Source organism: Vibrio sp. 1069 (assembly GCF_033340555.1).
In genome coordinates this window covers 1-17,865 of record NZ_JAWOWP010000035.1, presented here as the reverse complement: position 1 = coordinate 17,865, position 17,865 = coordinate 1, and the positions used below count along the sequence as shown (strand labels likewise).

Annotated in this window: 19 protein-coding genes and 1 pseudogene; 15 read left to right on the top strand and 5 right to left on the bottom strand. The window is 51.6% G+C overall.

The features are described from left to right. Window positions 1-444: 444 nt before the first annotated feature. On the bottom strand, window positions 445-1,458 hold the full coding sequence (gene intI1 / locus R7040_RS23875) for a class 1 integron integrase IntI1 (RefSeq protein ID WP_000845054.1): 1,014 nt from the start codon (window positions 1,456-1,458) through the stop codon (window positions 445-447). A 152-nt stretch (window positions 1,459-1,610) separates the two neighbouring features. Here intI1 and R7040_RS23870 point away from each other — a divergent pair, with 152 nt between their 5' ends. The 9 genes from R7040_RS23870 to R7040_RS23830 all read left to right on the top strand — a co-directional run bounded on the left by R7040_RS23870 (window position 1,611) and on the right by R7040_RS23830 (window position 9,750). Beyond that, entirely contained in the window at window positions 1,611-2,351 is a 741-nt protein-coding gene (locus R7040_RS23870) for a subclass B1 metallo-beta-lactamase IMP-15 (protein WP_063860575.1), read from the top strand. 173 nt (window positions 2,352-2,524) lie between these two features. Further along, window positions 2,525-2,977 (top strand): NAD(+)--rifampin ADP-ribosyltransferase Arr-3, encoded by a 453-nt coding sequence (locus R7040_RS23865; RefSeq protein ID WP_001749986.1) that lies wholly within the window; start codon window positions 2,525-2,527, stop codon window positions 2,975-2,977. Window positions 2,978-3,109: 132 nt separating this feature from the next. Then, complete coding sequence (gene dfrA27, locus R7040_RS23860) at window positions 3,110-3,583, top strand: trimethoprim-resistant dihydrofolate reductase DfrA27 (protein ID WP_001749985.1); 474 nt, start codon at window positions 3,110-3,112, stop codon at window positions 3,581-3,583. 180 nt (window positions 3,584-3,763) lie between these two features. Then, window positions 3,764-4,609, top strand: a complete 846-nt coding sequence (locus R7040_RS23855) for an ANT(3'')-Ia family aminoglycoside nucleotidyltransferase AadA16 (RefSeq protein WP_001749984.1) — start codon at window positions 3,764-3,766, stop codon at window positions 4,607-4,609. 116 nt (window positions 4,610-4,725) lie between these two features. Then, window positions 4,726-5,073, top strand: coding sequence for a quaternary ammonium compound efflux SMR transporter QacE delta 1 (locus R7040_RS23850; RefSeq protein ID WP_000679427.1), 348 nt, complete (start codon window positions 4,726-4,728; stop codon window positions 5,071-5,073). Beyond that, complete coding sequence (gene sul1 / locus R7040_RS23845; RefSeq protein WP_000259031.1) at window positions 5,067-5,906, top strand: sulfonamide-resistant dihydropteroate synthase Sul1; 840 nt, start codon at window positions 5,067-5,069, stop codon at window positions 5,904-5,906. The genes R7040_RS23850 and sul1 (R7040_RS23845) overlap by 7 nt, the downstream gene beginning before the upstream one ends. Before the next feature lie 404 nt (window positions 5,907-6,310). Then, on the top strand, window positions 6,311-7,852 hold the full coding sequence (locus R7040_RS23840; RefSeq protein WP_000050481.1) for an IS91-like element ISCR1 family transposase: 1,542 nt from the start codon (window positions 6,311-6,313) through the stop codon (window positions 7,850-7,852). 322 nt (window positions 7,853-8,174) lie between these two features. After that, window positions 8,175-9,101, top strand: coding sequence for an extended-spectrum class A beta-lactamase PER-13 (locus tag R7040_RS23835; protein WP_136512105.1), 927 nt, complete (start codon window positions 8,175-8,177; stop codon window positions 9,099-9,101). Window positions 9,102-9,174: 73 nt separating this feature from the next. Then, a complete protein-coding gene (locus R7040_RS23830; RefSeq protein ID WP_001176353.1) occupies window positions 9,175-9,750 on the top strand; it encodes a glutathione S-transferase family protein in 576 nt (191 codons plus the stop codon). Between the two features lie 38 nt (window positions 9,751-9,788). Here R7040_RS23830 and R7040_RS23825 read toward each other — a convergent pair whose 3' ends face one another. Continuing rightward, window positions 9,789-11,630, bottom strand: a complete 1,842-nt coding sequence (locus R7040_RS23825) for an ABC transporter ATP-binding protein (RefSeq protein WP_032495614.1) — start codon at window positions 11,628-11,630, stop codon at window positions 9,789-9,791. Between the two features lie 370 nt (window positions 11,631-12,000). Between R7040_RS23825 and R7040_RS23820 the strand changes: the two genes are divergently transcribed. Then, on the top strand, window positions 12,001-12,702 hold the full coding sequence (locus tag R7040_RS23820; RefSeq protein ID WP_032495674.1) for a hypothetical protein: 702 nt from the start codon (window positions 12,001-12,003) through the stop codon (window positions 12,700-12,702). Here the strand turns inward: R7040_RS23820 and R7040_RS23815 are convergent. Continuing rightward, on the bottom strand, window positions 12,675-13,004 hold the full coding sequence (locus R7040_RS23815) for a hypothetical protein (protein ID WP_033917513.1): 330 nt from the start codon (window positions 13,002-13,004) through the stop codon (window positions 12,675-12,677). The two genes, R7040_RS23820 and R7040_RS23815, sit on opposite strands and share 28 nt — an antisense overlap. Window positions 13,005-13,502: 498 nt before the next feature. Then, the gene (locus R7040_RS23810; protein WP_032495677.1) at window positions 13,503-13,733 is read right to left on the bottom strand and encodes a hypothetical protein; all 231 of its coding nucleotides are present in this window, start codon (window positions 13,731-13,733) and stop codon (window positions 13,503-13,505) included. Between the two features lie 2 nt (window positions 13,734-13,735). Between R7040_RS23810 and R7040_RS23805 the strand changes: the two genes are divergently transcribed. The 5 genes from R7040_RS23805 to R7040_RS23780 all read left to right on the top strand — a co-directional run bounded on the left by R7040_RS23805 (window position 13,736) and on the right by R7040_RS23780 (window position 17,132). Further along, window positions 13,736-14,053, top strand: a complete 318-nt coding sequence (locus tag R7040_RS23805) for a DMT family transporter (RefSeq protein WP_071211019.1) — start codon at window positions 13,736-13,738, stop codon at window positions 14,051-14,053. Next, complete coding sequence (sul1, locus tag R7040_RS23800) at window positions 14,047-14,886, top strand: sulfonamide-resistant dihydropteroate synthase Sul1 (RefSeq protein WP_000259031.1); 840 nt, start codon at window positions 14,047-14,049, stop codon at window positions 14,884-14,886. The genes R7040_RS23805 and sul1 (R7040_RS23800) overlap by 7 nt, the downstream gene beginning before the upstream one ends. Window positions 14,887-15,013: 127 nt before the next feature. Beyond that, window positions 15,014-15,514 (top strand): GNAT family N-acetyltransferase, encoded by a 501-nt coding sequence (locus R7040_RS23795; protein WP_000376623.1) that lies wholly within the window; start codon window positions 15,014-15,016, stop codon window positions 15,512-15,514. Window positions 15,515-16,020: 506 nt separating this feature from the next. After that, window positions 16,021-16,785, top strand: coding sequence for an IS6-like element IS6100 family transposase (locus R7040_RS23785; RefSeq protein ID WP_001389365.1), 765 nt, complete (start codon window positions 16,021-16,023; stop codon window positions 16,783-16,785). 41 nt (window positions 16,786-16,826) lie between these two features. Beyond that, a complete protein-coding gene (locus tag R7040_RS23780; protein ID WP_267923030.1) occupies window positions 16,827-17,132 on the top strand; it encodes a SprT-like domain-containing protein in 306 nt (101 codons plus the stop codon). A gap of 42 nt (window positions 17,133-17,174) precedes the next feature. On the opposite strand, the pseudogene R7040_RS23775 reads toward R7040_RS23780, so the two are convergent. Beyond that, window positions 17,175-17,865, bottom strand: a pseudogene (locus R7040_RS23775) (ISL3-like element ISPpu12 family transposase); the annotation flags it as partial.

Below are 17,865 nucleotides of genomic sequence, written 5' to 3'. Positions count from 1 at the left end.
AACCAGATAATCCGATGAGATGCCGGTCTGTCTCACTCTCATGCAAAGGTAAGATCAACCATTTAATCCGCTTACCCGAATAACACTTGTCCTGGCCAGCAGCATCCGAACGCCGTTGCTCAAGTTCGCAGTTTTCCATAAGCCCCCCTGTTTTCTCAAAAGTCATAAATAGCAGTCTAATTGAGAATTAGGTTTTGAGATAGGTTTATGAGAACGAAAAACCCGCTTAATCGCGGGCTTTTTGTCGTTTTCAGAAGACGGCTGCACTGAACGTCAGAAGCCGACTGCACTATAGCAGCGGAGGGGTTGGATCCATCAGGCAACGACGGGCTGCTGCCGGCCATCAGCGGACGCAGGGAGGACTTTCCGCAACCGGCCGTTCGATGCGGCACCGATGGCCTTCGCGCAGGGGTAGTGAATCCGCCAGGATTGACTTGCGCTGCCCTACCTCTCACTAGTGAGGGGCGGCAGCGCATCAAGCGGTGAGCGCACTCCGGCACCGCCAACTTTCAGCACATGCGTGTAAATCATCGTCGTAGAGACGTCGGAATGGCCGAGCAGATCCTGCACGGTTCGAATGTCGTAACCGCTGCGGAGCAAGGCCGTCGCGAACGAGTGGCGGAGGGTGTGCGGTGTGGCGGGCTTCGTGATGCCTGCTTGTTCTACGGCACGTTTGAAGGCGCGCTGAAAGGTCTGGTCATACATGTGATGGCGACGCACGACACCGCTCCGTGGATCGGTCGAATGCGTGTGCTGCGCAAAAACCCAGAACCACGGCCAGGAATGCCCGGCGCGCGGATACTTCCGCTCAAGGGCGTCGGGAAGCGCAACGCCGCTGCGGCCCTCGGCCTGGTCCTTCAGCCACCATGCCCGTGCACGCGACAGCTGCTCGCGCAGGCTGGGTGCCAAGCTCTCGGGTAACATCAAGGCCCGATCCTTGGAGCCCTTGCCCTCCCGCACGATGATCGTGCCGTGATCGAAATCCAGATCCTTGACCCGCAGTTGCAAACCCTCACTGATCCGCATGCCCGTTCCATACAGAAGCTGGGCGAACAAACGATGCTCGCCTTCCAGAAAACCGAGGATGCGAACCACTTCATCCGGGGTCAGCACCACCGGCAAGCGCCGCGACGGCCGAGGTCTTCCGATCTCCTGAAGCCAGGGCAGATCCGTGCACAGCACCTTGCCGTAGAAGAACAGCAAGGCCGCCAATGCCTGACGATGCGTGGAGACCGAAACCTTGCGCTCGTTCGCCAGCCAGGACAGAAATGCCTCGACTTCGCTGCTGCCCAAGGTTGCCGGGTGACGCACACCGTGGAAACGGATGAAGGCACGAACCCAGTTGACATAAGCCTGTTCGGTTCGTAAACTGTAATGCAAGTAGCGTATGCGCTCACGCAACTGGTCCAGAACCTTGACCGAACGCAGCGGTGGTAACGGCGCAGTGGCGGTTTTCATGGCTTGTTATGACTGTTTTTTTGTACAGTCTATGCCTCGGGCATCCAAGCAGCAAGCGCGTTACGCCGTGGGTCGATGTTTGATGTTATGGAGCAGCAACGATGTTACGCAGCAGGGCAGTCGCCCTAAAACAAAGTTAGAAAAGGTAAAGTATGAACAAGTTATCTGTATTCTTTATGTTTATGTTTTGTAGCATTACTGCCGCAGGAGAGTCTTTGCCAGATTTAAAAATTGAGAAGCTTGACGAAGGTGTTTATGTTCATACTTCGTTTGAAGAAGTTAACGGTTGGGGTGTTGTTCCTAAACACGGCTTGGTGGTTCTTGTAAATACTGAGGCCTATCTGATTGACACTCCATTTACGGCAAAAGATACTGAAAAGTTAGTCACTTGGTTTGTGGAGCGCGGCTATAAAATAAAAGGCAGTATTTCCTCTCATTTTCATAGCGACAGCACGGGCGGAATAGAGTGGCTTAATTCTCAATCTATCCCCACGTATGCATCTGAATTAACAAATGAACTTCTTAAAAAAGACGGTAAGGTACAAGCTAAAAATTCATTTAGCGGAGGTAGCTATTGGCTAGTTAATAATAAGATTGAAGTTTTTTATCCTGGTCCAGGGCACACTCCAGATAACGTAGTGGTTTGGCTACCTGAAAATAGAGTTTTGTTCGGTGGTTGTTTTGTTAAACCGTACGGTCTTGGTAATTTGGGTGACGCAAATTTAGAAGCTTGGCCAAAGTCCGCCAAAATATTAATGTCTAAATATGGTAAAGCAAAGTTGGTTGTTTCAAGTCATAGTGAAACTGGGAACGCATCACTCTTGAAACTTACTTGGGAGCAGGCTGTTAAAGGGCTAAAAGAAAGTAAAAAACCATCACTGCCAAGTAACTAATTTTCTAACAAGTCGTTGCAGCACCGCTCCGGCACTTCGTGCCTGCGCTGGACAGTTTTTAAGTCGCAGTTTTATGGTTTTGCTGCGCAAAAGTATTCCATAAAACCACAACTTAAAAACTGCCGCTGAACTCAGCGTTATGCAGCCAAATCCCAACAATTAAGGGTCTTAAAATGGTAAAAGATTGGATTCCCATCTCTCATGATAATTACAAGCAGGTGCAAGGACCGTTCTATCATGGAACCAAAGCCAATTTGGCGATTGGTGACTTGCTAACCACAGGGTTCATCTCTCATTTCGAGGACGGTCGTATTCTTAAGCACATCTACTTTTCAGCCTTGATGGAGCCAGCAGTTTGGGGAGCTGAACTTGCTATGTCACTGTCTGGCCTCGAGGGTCGCGGCTACATATACATAGTTGAGCCAACAGGACCGTTCGAAGACGATCCGAATCTTACGAACAAAAGATTTCCCGGTAATCCAACACAGTCCTATAGAACCTGCGAACCCTTGAGAATTGTTGGCGTTGTTGAAGACTGGGAGGGGCATCCTGTTGAATTAATAAGGGGAATGTTGGATTCGTTGGAGGACTTAAAGCGCCGTGGTTTACACGTCATTGAAGACTAGTCCTTTGCATAACAAAGCCATCAAACCGGACGCCAGAGATTCCGCGCCTGTTGCGCATGGCTTCGCCATTTTATGCGCAATAGGCGCGCCACCCTGTCGCCGTTTATGGCGGCGTTAACCCAAAGGAGTATCGTGAAAATATCACTAATGGCTGCAAAAGCAAGAAATGGGGTTATTGGCTGCGGCTCGGATATCCCGTGGAACGCTAAAGGTGAGCAGCTGCTTTTTAAAGCAATAACTTACAATCAATGGCTCTTAGTCGGCCGTAAAACATTTGAGGCAATGGGGGCTCTCCCAAATAGAAAGTATGCAGTTGTCAGCCGCTCAGGATCGGTAGCTACTAACGATGATGTGGTTGTGTTTCCATCTATAGAAGCAGCAATGAGGGAGCTAAAGACTCTTACGAACCATGTTGTTGTTTCTGGTGGTGGAGAGATCTACAAGAGTCTGATCGCCCATGCCGACACGCTACATATCTCGACAATAGATTCCGAGCCAGAGGGCAATGTTTTCTTTCCGGAAATCCCCAAAGAGTTCAATGTGGTGTTCGAGCAGGAATTTCATTCAAATATAAATTATCGCTATCAAATCTGGCAAAGGGGTTAACCATCCAAGCCATCGGACACATTTTGCTTCGCTGCGCTCAAAACGCAAAATGTGCCGCTGCTTAGCGGCGTTAGATGCACTAAGCACATAATTGCTCACAGCCAAACTATCAGGTCAAGTCTGCTTTTATTATTTTTAAGCGTGCATAATAAGCCCTACACAAATTGGGAGTTAGACATCATGAGCAACGCAGTGCCCGCCGAGATTTCGGTACAGCTATCACAGGCACTCAACGTCATCGAGCATCATCTGGGATCGACGTTGCTGGCCGTGCATTTGTACGGCTCTGCACTCGACGGTGGCCTGAAGCCATGCAGTGATATTGATTTGCTGGTTACTGTGACTGCACAGCTCGATGAGACTGTGCGGCAGGCTCTGTTCGTAGATTTCCTGGAAGTTTCCGCTTCTCCCGGCCAAAGTGAAGCTCTCCGTGCCTTGGAAGTTACCATCGTCGTGTACGGCGATGTTGTTCCTTGGCGTTATCCAGCCAGACGGGAACTGCAATTCGGGGAGTGGCAGCGCAAGGACATTCTTGCGGGCATCTTCGAGCCCGCGACAACCGATGTTGATCTGGCTATTCTGCTAACTAAAGCAAGGCAACACAGCCTTGCCTTGGCAGGTTCGGCCGCGGAAGATTTCTTCAACTCAGTCCCGGAAAGCGATCTATTCAAAGCACTGGCCGACACCTTGAAACTATGGAACTCACAACCGGATTGGGCAGGCGACGAGCGGAATGTAGTGCTTACTTTGTCTCGCATTTGGTACAGCGCAGCAACCGGCAAGATCGCGCCGAAGGATGTAGCTGCCAACTGGGTAATGGAACGCCTGCCCGTCCAACATCAGCCCGTGCTGCTTGAAGCCCAGCAGGCTTACCTTGGACAAGGGATGGATTGCTTGGCCTCACGCGCTGATCAGTTGACTGCGTTCATTTACTTTGTGAAGCACGAAGCCGCCAGTCTGCTCGGCTCCACGCCAATGATGTCTAACAGTTCATTCAAGCCGACGCCGCTTCGCGGCGCAGCTTAATTCAGGCGTTAGATGCACTAAGCACATAATTGCTCACAGCCAAACTATCAGGTCAAGTCTGCTTTTATTATTTTTAAGCGTGCATAATAAGCCCTACACAAATTGGGAGATATATCATGAAAGGCTGGCTTTTTCTTGTTATCGCAATAGTTGGCGAAGTAATCGCAACATCCGCATTAAAATCTAGCGAGGGCTTTACTAAGCTTGCCCCTTCCGCCGTTGTCATAATCGGTTATGGCATCGCATTTTATTTTCTTTCTCTGGTTCTGAAATCCATCCCTGTCGGTGTTGCTTATGCAGTCTGGTCGGGACTCGGCGTCGTCATAATTACAGCCATTGCCTGGTTGCTTCATGGGCAAAAGCTTGATGCGTGGGGCTTTGTAGGTATGGGGCTCATAATTGCTGCCTTTTTGCTCGCCCGATCCCCATCGTGGAAGTCGCTGCGGAGGCCGACGCCATGGTGACGGTGTTCGGCATTCTGAATCTCACCGAGGACTCCTTCTTCGATGAGAGCCGGCGGCTAGACCCCGCCGGCGCTGTCACCGCGGCGATCGAAATGCTGCGAGTCGGATCAGACGTCGTGGATGTCGGACCGGCCGCCAGCCATCCGGACGCGAGGCCTGTATCGCCGGCCGATGAGATCAGACGTATTGCGCCGCTCTTAGACGCCCTGTCCGATCAGATGCACCGTGTTTCAATCGACAGCTTCCAACCGGAAACCCAGCGCTATGCGCTCAAGCGCGGCGTGGGCTACCTGAACGATATCCAAGGATTTCCTGACCCTGCGCTCTATCCCGATATTGCTGAGGCGGACTGCAGGCTGGTGGTTATGCACTCAGCGCAGCGGGATGGCATCGCCACCCGCACCGGTCACCTTCGACCCGAAGACGCGCTCGACGAGATTGTGCGGTTCTTCGAGGCGCGGGTTTCCGCCTTGCGACGGAGCGGGGTCGCTGCCGACCGGCTCATCCTCGATCCGGGGATGGGATTTTTCTTGAGCCCCGCACCGGAAACATCGCTGCACGTGCTGTCGAACCTTCAAAAGCTGAAGTCGGCGTTGGGGCTTCCGCTATTGGTCTCGGTGTCGCGGAAATCCTTCTTGGGCGCCACCGTTGGCCTTCCTGTAAAGGATCTGGGTCCAGCGAGCCTTGCGGCGGAACTTCACGCGATCGGCAATGGCGCTGACTACGTCCGCACCCACGCGCCTGGAGATCTGCGAAGCGCAATCACCTTCTCGGAAACCCTCGCGAAATTTCGCAGTCGCGACGCCAGAGACCGAGGGTTAGATCATGCCTAGCATTCACCTTCCGGCCGCCCGCTAAATATCTCCTTTTGGGTTGTTAATAAAACATCCAATAAGTTGACTGTGCGTGAAAAAGAAAGTTTTGTGTGATGGCGTTGAAGATCGCACCGTTAAGCTCTTATGTGGGATGGTGCAGAGCTCGACGACTACCGATAAAACGCAACCGCCGCAAACAGACAAGAAAAAGCCCCAACTGATAACAGTTGGGGCTTCAGTATTGTGATTGGTGGAGCAATAGCACCCTGAACCCAAAACCTTCTCGCTCAACCGGTAGTGGCTGATAACAACTCGTGAGGGCTATTGCGGGTTAAGCATTTAGCGATGTCTAGGGCCAGACTGGACGTCTGAACGCAAGCCGCTGATACTGTACATAACCACAGTATCAGCGGAGGATACCCATGTCGCTGGCAAGGAACGCCACGGCGAGTCAATCGCCCACTCAAACAAACGGTTACGAACGCCACCAACCCGACCAGACGCTGCTCTACCAGCTGGTTGAGCAGCACTACCCAGCCTTCAAAGCCTCACTCGAAGCCCAAGGTCAACACCTGCCTCGCTACATCCAACAAGAATTCAACGACCTCCTCCAATGTGGCCGTCTGGAGTATGGTTTCATGCGGGTTCGCTGCGAGGATTGTCATCACGAGCGTCTGGTCGCCTTCAGCTGTAAACGACGCGGCTTTTGCCCTAGCTGCGGTGCCCGCCGGATGGCCGAGAGTGCGGCGCTGCTGATAGACGAAGTCTTCCCCAAGGAGCCCATTCGCCAGTGGGTGCTCAGCTTTCCTTTCCAGCTACGCTTTTTGCTGGCTCGCCATCCCCAGCTGATGGGCCAGGTCTTGAGTATCGTCTATCGTACACTCTCAACTCATCTGATCAAAAAAGCCGGTTACACCAAAGCCTCTGCACAAACTGGCTCAGTGACTCTTATCCAACGCTTTGGCTCCGCGCTAAATCTCAATGTCCACTACCACATGCTGTTTCTCGATGGTGTCTATGCCGAAGATGACTATGGCAAGCAACGCTTCCATCGTGTCAAGGCACCCACTTACGATGAGCTGAATACGCTCGCTCACACCCTCAGCCATCGCATCGCTCGCTGCATGGAAAAGCGTGGGATTTTGGAGCGTGATGCCGAGAATACGTGGTTGACACTGGAAGAGGGCGAAGACGATACGCTGACTCAATTACATGGTGCTTCGGTTACGTATCGCATTGCCGTCGGCCCCCAGCAAGGGCGCAAAGTCTTCACCCTGCAAACCTTGCCAGGGCGTGAGGATAAAGCCGACTCAAGCAGTCGAGTAGCCAACCATGCTGGTTTCTCGCTACACGCCGGTGTGATGGCCGAAGCGCATCAGCGGGATAAGCTTGAGCGCTTGTGTCGCTACATTAGTCGGCCAGCGGTTTCAGAAAAACGTCTGGCATTAACCGCCAATGGGCAGGTGCGTTACGAGCTCAAAACTCCGTACCGCAATGGCACCACCCATGTGATCTTCGAGCCGCTGGACTTCATCGCCAAACTCGCTGCGTTGGTACCTAAGCCGCGAGTCAACCTCACACGCTTCCACGGCGTCTTTGCACCGAACAGCAAACACCGAGTTCAAGTAACACCCGCCAAGCGGGGCAAGAAGCCCGACAAATCGGAAGGTCTCGATACTAACTGGCGTGACAAGAGTCCTGCAGAGCGCCACCGCGCCATGACCTGGATGCAACGCCTCAAGCGAGTCTTCAATATTGATATTGAAGTCTGCGAACACTGCGGCGGTCACGTCAAAGTGATTGCCAGCATCGAAGATCCGAAGGTCATTGAGCAGATTCTCAAGCATCTGAAACAGAAAACAGCCAAGGCGAATGCCGCCAAGCAGCGTGAGCTGCCACCAGAACGAGCGCCGCCACTGACTCCCAGCCTGTTCGATCCATCACAGAGTCGTCTCTTTGACTGACGACCCCAAATCCAACACTGCTCAACACTGCCAACTTTTAAACGGGGCGGTGGGGCAGTTTGTATCTCTCGAGCTATCAGGCTAGAGATTTTACCGCCAAATCGAACCTTATTAGAGCGGTTTAGGCTGGACCGGCAGTTAAAATTGGGGCTTGAGCGGTAAACGAGTGAGGGAATTTCAGGTAAGATACTTCGGATGAGGAGCAAAAAGGTGGTTTATACTTCCTATACCCAAAAAGGTGGTTTATACTTCCTATACCCTAAAAAGGCAGCTTTGGCTGCCTTTTGTATAATTCATATCGACTTATCAAAAGGACAATCCGATGAATGTCATTATAAAAGCTGTAGTTACTGCCTCGACGCTACTGATGGTATCTTTTAGTTCATTCGAAACCTCAGCGCAATCCCCACTGTTAAAAGAGCAAATTGAATCCATAGTCATTGGAAAAAAAGCCACTGTAGGCGTTGCAGTGTGGGGGCCTGACGATCTGGAACCTTTACTGATTAATCCTTTTGAAAAATTCCCAATGCAAAGTGTATTTAAATTGCATTTAGCTATGTTGGTACTGCATCAGGTTGATCAGGGAAAGTTGGATTTAAATCAGACCGTTATCGTAAACAGGGCTAAGGTTTTACAGAATACCTGGGCTCCGATAATGAAAGCGTATCAGGGAGACGAGTTTAGTGTTCCAGTGCAGCAACTGCTGCAATACTCGGTCTCGCACAGCGATAACGTGGCCTGTGATTTGTTATTTGAACTGGTTGGTGGACCAGCTGCTTTGCATGACTATATCCAGTCTATGGGTATAAAGGAGACCGCTGTGGTCGCAAATGAAGCGCAGATGCACGCCGATGATCAGGTGCAGTATCAAAACTGGACCTCGATGAAAGGTGCTGCAGAGATCCTGAAAAAGTTTGAGCAAAAAACACAGCTGTCTGAAACCTCGCAGGCTTTGTTATGGAAGTGGATGGTCGAAACCACCTCAGGACCAGAGCGGTTAAAAGGTTTGTTACCAGCTGGTACTGTGGTCGCACATAAAACTGGTACTTCGGGTATCAAAGCCGGAAAAACTGCGGCCACTAATGATTTAGGTATCATTCTGTTGCCTGATGGACGGCCCTTGCTGGTTGCTGTTTTTGTGAAAGACTCAGCCGAGTCAAGCCGAACCAATGAAGCTATCATTGCGCAGGTTGCTCAGACTGCGTATCAATTTGAATTGAAAAAGCTTTCTGCCCTAAGCCCAAATTAACAGACTATCAGCACTATCTAAGCCGCTGACTCTGGTTGTACACTAAAGCTATGGTTTGAAATTGGAGTAGGTTATGCAGTTATTAGGTTCAGTGGCTTCCCCTTTTGTTCGTCGTTTACGTTTAGTACTGGCAGGGCAACCTTATCAGTTTGTAGCGCTTAATATTTTTGAGTCTGAAGGCCGTTCAGTGTTGGTACAACATAATCCGGCACGCAAAGTGCCTGTGTTAGTGGATGGAGAGCAGGTTATTTTTGATTCAGGCGTAATTTATCGTTATTTGGCTTCGAAACTGAAATTCAAACCATTGAGCTGGGATCAGGAAAACGGTCTGACGACCATCAATGCCTGCACAGACTCCTTGGTTGAATTACTGCTTTGTAAGCGCTCAGGTTTTGACGTGACTGAAGATAAATTGTTTTTTAATCTTCAGCATGAGCGAATTCAGGCGACGCTAGAGGCACTTGAGCAACAAATCAGGGCAGGGCATTTCGGTGACTGGGACTATCCTGGTATCAGTCTGTTCACTTTAATCGACTGGATATTGTTCCGCGATTTAGTCGACTTAAAACCCTTCCCTGTATTATTACAGTTCAGAAATGCGCATTTAAACCGGCCGATGGTCGCTGAAACCGACCCGCGTTTAAGCTAAAAACAACAGGTCAGAGCCAAGACTCTGACCTTTATTATTTATTCCACACCAATAAAGCCGCCGGTTTGATGCGCCCATAATTGAGCGTAAATACCGCCTTTGGCGATCAGTTCCTGATGACTGCCTTGTTCCACAATACGACCTTGATCCAGAACGATCAGCCTGTCCATAGCTGCTATGGTAGATAAACGGTGTGCAATGGCTATAACCGTTTTGCCTATCATCAACTGAGTCAGACTATGCTGAATAGCTGATTCTACTTCGGAGTCCAGCGCTGAGGTGGCTTCATCCAAAATCAGAATAGGGGCGTTTTTCAGTAAAACCCGAGCTATTGCAATACGTTGACGTTGACCACCAGAAAGCTTGACTCCACGTTCGCCCACCTGAGCGTCGTAGCCACTGTTGCCTTTAGGATCGGTAAGCTCCTGAATAAAAGCATCGGCTTCGGCTAAACGGGCTGCTTCAATCATTTCCGCTTCGGTAGCGCCAGGACGACCATATAAAATATTTTCCCTTACAGTACGGTGTAGCAGGGAGGTATCCTGGGTCACCATAGCTATATGAGCGCGAAGACTTTCCTGTGATACAGTTTTGATGTCCTGACCGTCTATCAAAATCTGGCCTGAATTGACATCATAAAAGCGCAGCAGTAAGTTCACCAGCGTGGATTTACCAGCACCAGAACGGCCGACTAAACCTACTTTTTCACCGGGTTTAATCGACAAGTCCAGACCATCAATCACAGGACCATGTTCACCTGCTGCTTTGCCGTAGTTAAAGTTCAGTTGCTTAAACTCAATCTGACCTTGTGGCACTTCAAGCGGCTTCGCATCAGCTTTGTCGATGATTTGCTGAGGCTGAGACAAAGTCGCAATACCATCTGCCACAGTACCTATGTTTTCAAACAGTGCACTGACTTCCCACATGATCCACTGCGACATACCATTTAAACGCAGCGCCAGACTGACTGCGATGGCAATAGAGCCCACAGTGACGGCATTGACAGACCAAAGCCATATCGCCAGCGTGGCAATAGAGAACACCAACAGATAGTTCAGACCCTGCACACAAATATTGAGCCAGGTAGCCAGTCGCATTTGTCTGTACACAGGCACCAGAAACAGCTGCATGCTATCGCGGGCGTATTCTGACTCACGAGCCGTGTGTGAAAACAGTTTAATAGTGCTGATATTGGTGTAGCTGTCGACAATACGGCCTGTCATTTCTGAACGGGCATCGGCTTGTTCTGTTGCAACTTGTTTCAGTCTCGGCACAAAATAAAACTGCAAGCCGGTGTATATGACTAACCAGGCAATCATCGGCAGTACCAAGCGCCAATCTGCATCGGCGATCAGATACAACATAGAGCCAAAATACACCACCACATACACCATCACATCCAGCAGCTTGGTGGCCGTTTCGCGCACTGCCAAAGCCGTTTGCATCACTTTAGTGGCGATGCGACCAGCGAATTCATTCTGGTAGAAACCCAAACTTTGTTTCAGTAAATAACGATGCGCCAGCCAGCGGATCGACATAGGGTAGTTACCCAATATAGTTTGGTGGATCAGGGCTGAGTGAAAAAATACCAAACCAGGCAACACCAGCAACATCACTATGGCCATAGTGATCAAGGTATCCTGCTCTTCCTGCCAGAAAGTAGCCGGATTCTTGGTTACCAACCAATCGACTAATTGCCCCATATAGCCAAATAAGGACACTTCTAATGCGGCCAGTAAGGCTGTCGCAATAGACATCAGGATCAGAGGCAACACCATGCCTTGACTGTAATGCAAACAAAATGCAAACAGGCCTTGAGGTGGCTGAGTTGGCTCTTTATCAGGGAAAGGGTTGGTTAAGCGTTCAAAAAAGCCCAGCATAAAATTCCTCTGCAGCAACGAAAAAGGCAGTTATTGTACGTCAAAGTTTAAAAAACAGATGTAACTATTTGATGAAAGCCCGGTTTAGAACGGCCATCTTATTTTATAACCGATAGCTTGTGACTCGCTTTTTTGCTGAACAGAACAGCAGATTGTTGAAAATAAATACAAAAAATCTGAAAAATCCAAAAGATGCTATATCACATGAACTCAGCAGCTTAGATTTATTGAAGGACCGTTAATAGGTAATAACTGGAAAATCTATAACTTAGCTTCTGTTTTGTCAGCTTGCAAAGGACTTTTTGCTTTCTACACTGAAAATACAGAGTACCCGAATCAGGGTGTTGTCTCGTCTTACAGGAGTGTTGAAATGGATGCCAAAGAATTATTGGTCTACATGAAGCAGGCAGAACTGCAAGCTGAGTTAGTCGTTGAGGCTGGTCAGCAACTGGACAGAGCCATCAAACAATTACATGACTGGTCTGAAGACTGGGATTGTCAGCGCCGGGCTTGTGAAGATATGTACGATGCCGTGCATTTAATTCTGATCCATAGCTATCAATTATCCCGGATTTTCTGGCCCGCCAAGTGTTGCGGAGAACTGGGGCTGGATTTGTGTCATAGAGCCATGGCGCTGCGAAGTGAAATCAACCTGCCTGATCTAAACCATCCACTGCGGAATGAGGCGTTATGGCGTCATGCAGATGAGCTGGATCATTCAGTGCGGGATAATACTGCTCTGCGTCGTTATCAAGCGCATCATTTAACCGGTTTTAATCAGGTGATCACCTGGATGGATAATGAAGCCATGTTTTGCTGGCTTGAACCTGCCAGTAAAACCTTTGTGTTTCATGCCGAGGAGTTTGCTTTAGCCCAATTACTGGATGCTGTGCATCAGGTTCAGCAAGATATTCAGAATTTTCTTAACAAGCAGCATCAGTCAAATCTAAAGGTGGCCAAAGCTGGCGTGCATCACTATGAGAAGCAGTGGGGGGCATTTAAAATAAGACAAGACAGATCTTGTCCACAGCTTTGTTGTTATGACTACTTATCTAATTTAATAAATCCGTAGGCAGAAATCTCGCTGAGCTTATGTTCTCTGATCTTTTTTGCGACTTCTGCTTGGTAGTCTTCAATGTACAGGTGCAAAAAATCTTTAAACTCTTCATCCAAAGCACGTCTATCCACAGAGTTACCGAACCGTTGCGCTTCGTATGCAAGCAGGCATAATCTATGCGCCCGGATCTCCATATCAGCGGCCACCTGCTTTTCGATAATGTTTAATGCATCTGACATTCCAATCAACTTCTTGTAGAAAAACAGACTTAACAGTAAAAAGCCAAACGTAATTGCAGACATAACAAAAGTCAGCATTCCTGAAGTTCCTTTCTGTGCTTGACGGCTCCTGATATGGACCATAAAAATATCGCTAAAATTGCTGCGATATTTATAGCTGGTATTCCATATTTGTATATACCACCCAATAGATCAGTGCCAAATATGACTCTGTCTGTGAATCTCGCTACCTGCAGAACAGAGTGCATCAAGATGCTTAAACAAATGAATTGAGTGATTTGTTCAACCGCCCATACGAATTTTCTATGAATAACCCAGATGATACCAAGCGTCAATGTTTGACATATCACCCAACTTGGGTACCAAAGTAAGCGAGCGAGCTCAGGAGATGTTTCAGATATCCCCATCAGCAAAGGAGCAATCCTGTCTTGAGCTAATCCCGATAAAGTGAGTATCAATATGGTTATTCGTGCAGATTTACTGGCCGACCAGACTAAGGACAGCAGTAGAGAACCTATGCACAACACCCATAAGTACTCAGCAAGAGTCGTAATAAATGTCCCCACAAACTACCTCTTATTTTGGTGGTTCATTACCCCAGCCACCACCTAATGTAGTCAGTGTTGGATTTATTGCTTTAGATTCTTGCTGCTCTGCAGCCAGCTTCGCCTTTGCTTCAGCAGATAAGGTGACAGTGTCTGCAGTAGAGGGTGCTGTTGTAGTGGTGGTTTTAGCCTGAGCAGCAGGAGCAACAGTTTGTATTGTTGATGTAGCCGCTGTGCCCGGAGTATTTAAGTTGATTTGCATAACTGTTCCTTACCATTGTCACTAAATCAGAAAACAAATGTACCGAGGGCTTTACTAAGCTTGCCCCTTCCGCCGTTGTCATAATCGGTTATGGCATCGCATTTTATTTTCTTTCTCTGGTTCTGAAATCCATCCCTGTCGGTGTTGCTTATGCAGTCTGGTCGGGACTCGGCGTCGTCATAATTACAGCCATTGCCTGGTTGCTTCATGGGCAAAAGCTTGATGCGTGGGGCTTTGTAGGTATGGGGCTCATAATTGCTGCCTTTTTGCTCGCCCGATCCCCATCGTGGAAGTCGCTGCGGAGGCCGACGCCATGGTGACGGTGTTCGGCATTCTGAATCTCACCGAGGACTCCTTCTTCGATGAGAGCCGGCGGCTAGACCCCGCCGGCGCTGTCACCGCGGCGATCGAAATGCTGCGAGTCGGATCAGACGTCGTGGATGTCGGACCGGCCGCCAGCCATCCGGACGCGAGGCCTGTATCGCCGGCCGATGAGATCAGACGTATTGCGCCGCTCTTAGACGCCCTGTCCGATCAGATGCACCGTGTTTCAATCGACAGCTTCCAACCGGAAACCCAGCGCTATGCGCTCAAGCGCGGCGTGGGCTACCTGAACGATATCCAAGGATTTCCTGACCCTGCGCTCTATCCCGATATTGCTGAGGCGGACTGCAGGCTGGTGGTTATGCACTCAGCGCAGCGGGATGGCATCGCCACCCGCACCGGTCACCTTCGACCCGAAGACGCGCTCGACGAGATTGTGCGGTTCTTCGAGGCGCGGGTTTCCGCCTTGCGACGGAGCGGGGTCGCTGCCGACCGGCTCATCCTCGATCCGGGGATGGGATTTTTCTTGAGCCCCGCACCGGAAACATCGCTGCACGTGCTGTCGAACCTTCAAAAGCTGAAGTCGGCGTTGGGGCTTCCGCTATTGGTCTCGGTGTCGCGGAAATCCTTCTTGGGCGCCACCGTTGGCCTTCCTGTAAAGGATCTGGGTCCAGCGAGCCTTGCGGCGGAACTTCACGCGATCGGCAATGGCGCTGACTACGTCCGCACCCACGCGCCTGGAGATCTGCGAAGCGCAATCACCTTCTCGGAAACCCTCGCGAAATTTCGCAGTCGCGACGCCAGAGACCGAGGGTTAGATCATGCCTAGCATTCACCTTCCGGCCGCCCGCTAGCGGACCCTGGTCAGGTTCCGCGAAGGTGGGCGCAGACATGCTGGGCTCGTCAGGATCAAACTGCACTATGAGGCGGCGGTTCATACCGCGCCAGGGGAGCGAATGGACAGCGAGGAGCCTCCGAACGTTCGGGTCGCCTGCTCGGGTGATATCGACGAGGTTGTGCGGCTGATGCACGACGCTGCGGCGTGGATGTCCGCCAAGGGAACGCCCGCCTGGGACGTCGCGCGGATCGACCGGACATTCGCGGAGACCTTCGTCCTGAGATCCGAGCTCCTAGTCGCGAGTTGCAGCGACGGCATCGTCGGCTGTTGCACCTTGTCGGCCGAGGATCCCGAGTTCTGGCCCGACGCCCTCAAGGGGGAGGCCGCATATCTGCACAAGCTCGCGGTGCGACGGACACATGCGGGCCGGGGTGTCAGCTCCGCGCTGATCGAGGCTTGCCGCCATGCCGCGCGAACGCAGGGGTGCGCCAAGCTGCGGCTCGACTGCCACCCGAACCTGCGTGGCCTATACGAGCGGCTCGGATTCACCCACGTCGACACTTTCAATCCCGGCTGGGATCCAACCTTCATCGCAGAACGCCTAGAACTCGAAATCTAACGTCCGTTCGGGCATCGAGGTCCATGTCGGGGTGGGACGGGCCCGTGGCTTCAAGATCACTTGCAGTCCGACCGCGATGTCTTGGTTGCGCGAGAGGTTGTCGATATCCTCCACTTCCATCATCAACCCTGGATAATGCCGCCGCCGTCATCGCCGCCGACGCCCGTGCCGGGCTTTTCGGGCCTGTCAGGCTTGCTCGGCCTTCAGCCTGCCTGGGCGAGATCTCCGGCGGACGGATTAACGGCGGAGCTTCGCCGCCTTTCGTGCGTGTGAAGGCCGAAGATAGTTCTCTCAAAAACATCCGTTTATGAGAGATACCAAATGTCATTTTCAGAAGACGACTGCACCAGTTGATTGGGCGTAATGGCTGTTGTGCAGCCAGCTCCTGACAGTTCAATATCAGAAGTGATCTGCACCAATCTCGACTATGCTCAATACTCGTGTGGGCTCTGTTGCAAAAATCGTGAAGCTTGAGCATGCTTGGCGGAGATTGGACGGACGGAACGATGACGGATTTCAAGTGGCGCCATTTCCAGGGTGATGTGATCCTGTGGGCGGTGCGCTGGTATTGTCGCTATCCGATCAGCTATCGCGACCTTGAGGAAATGCTGGCGGAACGCGGCATTTCGGTCGACCATACGACGATCTATCGCTGGGTCCAGTGCTACGCCCCGGAGATGGAGAAGCGGCTGCGCTGGTTCTGGCGGCGTGGCTTTGATCCGAGCTGGCGCCTGGATGAAACCTACGTCAAGGTGCGGGGCAAGTGGACCTACCTGTACCGGGCAGTCGACAAGCGGGGCGACACGATCGATTTCTACCTGTCGCCGACCCGCAGCGCCAAGGCAGCGAAGCGGTTCCTGGGCAAGGCCCTGCGAGGCCTGAAGCACTGGGAAAAGCCTGCCACGCTCAATACCGACAAAGCGCCGAGCTATGGTGCAGCGATCACCGAATTGAAGCGCGAAGGAAAGCTGGACCGGGAGACGGCCCACCGGCAGGTGAAGTATCTCAATAACGTGATCGAGGCCGATCACGGAAAGCTCAAGATACTGATCAAGCCGGTGCGCGGTTTCAAATCGATCCCCACGGCCTATGCCACGATCAAGGGATTCGAAGTCATGCGAGCCCTGCGCAAAGGACAGGCTCGCCCCTGGTGCCTGCAGCCCGGCATCAGGGGCGAGGTGCGCCTTGTGGAGAGAGCTTTTGGCATTGGGCCCTCGGCGCTGACGGAGGCCATGGGCATGCTCAACCACCATTTCGCAGCAGCCGCCTGATCGGCGCAGAGCGACAGCCTACCTCTGACTGCCGCCAATCTTTGCAACAGAGCCACCCGTCCTATTTCGCTGTCGTGCCCCTGCTCGAAGTCCTGCAAACTTTGGTGCATGAGATGGTCCACGCTTGGCAATTCCACTTCGGCAAGCCGGGCCGTCGCGGCTATCACAACAAGGAATGGGCCGACAAAATGGAGGCCATCGGCCTGATGCCGTCCAGCACCGGCAAGCCCGGCGGCGCGCGCACGGGCGAGAAAATGGCCGACTACGCCATACCGGGCGGCCTGTTCATGCAGGCGACCGACAAGCTGCTGACGCAGGATTTCAAAATCTCGGGTATACGGATTTAATGGTTGATGGGGCATCTTCACCCCATCAATCTGATACCACCCTCAGATGGTTGATAGATCGACTCCGTAGTTGAGTTCCTCTGCGAAGTCCGGCAGTCCGTAACCGATGGTTTTCTTGTAGAAAGGAGAGACCTTCGCAGTCGGTGCCTTCTTCTTGTGCTTCGTGGTGTAGAGCATTCGTGCCCGCATCACCTCGAAGGAGTAACCGCGCCCTTCACGGTTCTTGTCCTTGGCCAGTCGGTTGATGGACTCCGTGTAAGCGTTGGTGACGGGCATGTCCGTCTCGAAGTAGGTCATGGTCTCTTCGCGCCAGTTTCCCACTGCCCTGACCAGATCGCTCCAGACTTCCTTTTGGCCCTTCGGGATGGTGGCTATCCACTCGTCCAGGGCGGCTTCTGCCTGGAGCCGTGTGGTGGCGTCCCAGATGCCGTAGAAGCGCTCCTTGTGCTCGTAGGCGGCCAGCAGTTGCGGGAACGCGCCTGTCCAGGTCTCCATGATGAGGCGCTCCCGGTCTGAGACTTCGTGAGCGCGTTTCAGCAGGATTTTCCGGTCTCCCTTGAGAGTCCGGCTCTGGGACGGTTTCAGCTCCTTTCTGGAGCCCTTGCGCACTCTCTAGGGCATCGTTGGCCATGCGCACCACATGGAACTTATCGACCACGATACGGGCCTGGGGCAGCACAGCCTTGACCGCTGCCCGGTAGGGGTTCCACATGTCCATGCTGACGATCTCGAC

Excerpts from the sequence above, each read along its gene's own strand:
- intI1 (WP_000845054.1), bottom strand. The coding sequence starts at position 1,458 with ATGAAAACCGCCACTGCGCCGTTACCACCGCTGCGTTCGGTCAAGGTT.
- R7040_RS23870 (WP_063860575.1), top strand. The coding sequence starts at position 1,611 with ATGAACAAGTTATCTGTATTCTTTATGTTTATGTTTTGTAGCATTACT.
- R7040_RS23865 (WP_001749986.1), top strand. The coding sequence starts at position 2,525 with ATGGTAAAAGATTGGATTCCCATCTCTCATGATAATTACAAGCAGGTG.
- R7040_RS23855 (WP_001749984.1), top strand. The coding sequence starts at position 3,764 with ATGAGCAACGCAGTGCCCGCCGAGATTTCGGTACAGCTATCACAGGCA.
- R7040_RS23850 (WP_000679427.1), top strand. The coding sequence starts at position 4,726 with ATGAAAGGCTGGCTTTTTCTTGTTATCGCAATAGTTGGCGAAGTAATC.
- sul1 (WP_000259031.1), top strand. The coding sequence starts at position 5,067 with ATGGTGACGGTGTTCGGCATTCTGAATCTCACCGAGGACTCCTTCTTC.
- R7040_RS23840 (WP_000050481.1), top strand. The coding sequence starts at position 6,311 with ATGTCGCTGGCAAGGAACGCCACGGCGAGTCAATCGCCCACTCAAACA.
- R7040_RS23835 (WP_136512105.1), top strand. The coding sequence starts at position 8,175 with ATGAATGTCATTATAAAAGCTGTAGTTACTGCCTCGACGCTACTGATG.
- R7040_RS23830 (WP_001176353.1), top strand. The coding sequence starts at position 9,175 with ATGCAGTTATTAGGTTCAGTGGCTTCCCCTTTTGTTCGTCGTTTACGT.
- R7040_RS23825 (WP_032495614.1), bottom strand. The coding sequence starts at position 11,630 with ATGCTGGGCTTTTTTGAACGCTTAACCAACCCTTTCCCTGATAAAGAG.
- R7040_RS23820 (WP_032495674.1), top strand. The coding sequence starts at position 12,001 with ATGGATGCCAAAGAATTATTGGTCTACATGAAGCAGGCAGAACTGCAA.
- R7040_RS23815 (WP_033917513.1), bottom strand. The coding sequence starts at position 13,004 with ATGCTGACTTTTGTTATGTCTGCAATTACGTTTGGCTTTTTACTGTTA.
- R7040_RS23810 (WP_032495677.1), bottom strand. The coding sequence starts at position 13,733 with ATGCAAATCAACTTAAATACTCCGGGCACAGCGGCTACATCAACAATA.
- sul1 (WP_000259031.1), top strand. The coding sequence starts at position 14,047 with ATGGTGACGGTGTTCGGCATTCTGAATCTCACCGAGGACTCCTTCTTC.
- R7040_RS23795 (WP_000376623.1), top strand. The coding sequence starts at position 15,014 with ATGGACAGCGAGGAGCCTCCGAACGTTCGGGTCGCCTGCTCGGGTGAT.
- R7040_RS23785 (WP_001389365.1), top strand. The coding sequence starts at position 16,021 with ATGACGGATTTCAAGTGGCGCCATTTCCAGGGTGATGTGATCCTGTGG.